At 63.3% G+C, this 1,511-nt stretch carries 2 protein-coding genes; one reads left to right on the top strand and one right to left on the bottom strand.

Annotation, left to right across the window (positions count from 1 at the left end; all coding sequences use genetic code 11):
* Positions 1-573, top strand: a 573-nt coding sequence (locus tag VGC77_RS05805) for a HisA/HisF-related TIM barrel protein (protein WP_331170625.1), incomplete at its 5' end; no start/stop codon positions are given.
* 127 nt (positions 574-700) lie between these two features.
* Here the strand turns inward: VGC77_RS05805 and VGC77_RS05800 are convergent.
* Positions 701-1,429 carry a class I SAM-dependent methyltransferase gene (locus tag VGC77_RS05800; RefSeq protein WP_331170624.1) on the bottom strand — a complete coding sequence of 243 codons (729 nt, stop codon included), beginning with the start codon at positions 1,427-1,429 and terminating at the stop codon, positions 701-703.
* Between the last annotated feature and the right edge of the window lie 82 nt (positions 1,430-1,511).

The raw sequence follows: 1,511 nt of genomic DNA, 5'->3' as shown, positions 1-1,511 counted from the left end.
CTGATCGACCTGGATGCGGCGATGCGGCAGGGCGACAATCGCGCGCTCATTTCGCAGTTCACCAGCAGACTGCCGTGCCAGATCGGCGGCGGGTTGCGTTCGGCAGAGGATGCGCAGCGCATGCTCGACCTCGGGGCGAAGCGCGTCATCTTCGGCTCCACTCTCTTCGGCGGCGACAACGCTGCCGACCGCAAGCGGCATCCGGTCATCAATCTCAACTTCGCAACCGAGCTTGCCGGAAAGATCGGCGAGGACAAGCTGGTCTTCTCCGTGGACACGAAGAATGGGCGCGTGGCGGTGAAGGGTTGGAAGGATTCGGTCGACCTGACACCGGAGGAAGCGGTGACGTGGCTGGAGCCCTACTGCGAGGCGTTCCTCTACACGCACGTGGATACCGAGGGCACCATGCAGGGCTTCCCCATCAACGCAGCAGCGATTCTGCGCGCTACGACGGCGCGGCAGTTGATCGTGGCGGGCGGCATCCGCTCGCAGGCTGAGGTGGATGAGTTGGACGCTATGGGCGTGGATGCCGTGGCAGGCATGGCGGTTTATTCGGGCGCGATGGAGGCCTAGGTGCTGCGGTCCTAGCCGGACGGGCGGGAGCGCTTCGCGCAGAAACGGCTCCCGTTGGTCGCAGAGACCGAAGCAGATTCTTCGCTGCGCTCAGAATGACAGATCGAAAATTAAGATGGTAGATCAATCATCGAGATGATGATTTGACGCCGTTGTAGCGGTAGATGCTGCACGCCTCATCGCCGGTGGAGCCGTATTCGCCATCGAGCTGGCTATTGATGATCTGCAGATCCACGATGGCGTCGAGCGAGGACATCGCGACCGGACCGCGCCATAGCTGCTTGAATCCGGCACGGCCTTTGATAGCGGCTTCGCTTTCGTGATTTACGTACAGGATGTCGAGGTCGCCCTTGCGGTCGGCGAACTGCGCCTCGATCGTTCGTAGCAAACGCCGGACGACGGGCGCGCCAAATGGATTGAACATGTAGACGAGGCATGGGCCGGGCGGGAAGACGAGCTCGGTTGCGTCGCCTTCGACCAGGCGCAGCGGCGCGGTGTCTGGGTGCGCGGCCTGCCACAGGCGCAGATTGCGGCGGCAACGGCGGGCGAGTTCGGGGTGCAGTTCCACGCCGACGACTTCGCGAAAGTTAAATTCGGACGCGAGCAGCATGGCGCGGCCTTTGCCGGCGCCGATGTCGATGAAGCTGTAGCTGCTCAGGCGATGCGGCGGCGGCAGCTTGCGCCACTGGGTGACGAACCGGCGAAAGAGCGAGGGCGCGATGCCGTAGTAGGCGGTGTTGTGGCGGTCATTCTCGTGGCCGGTCTTGAGCTCCACGCCGGGGGTGAGGCCGCCGGTGTCGGTGCCATGCTCCACATCAAACGGATGCCTGGGGAAGCGCGCCTTCTTCTTTGCCATCTGGAGTGTCATCAGCGGCCGCTTGAACCGAAGCCTTTGGCGGCACGGGTGGTTTCGCTCAGCTCTTCCACTTCGACGATCG

The organism is Rhodopseudomonas sp., assembly GCF_036404135.1.
Classification (GTDB): Bacteria; Pseudomonadota; Alphaproteobacteria; order Rhizobiales; family Xanthobacteraceae; genus Rhodopseudomonas_A.
The sequence above is the reverse complement of the archived record's forward strand: the minus strand, read 5'-3'. Positions and strand labels throughout refer to the sequence as shown.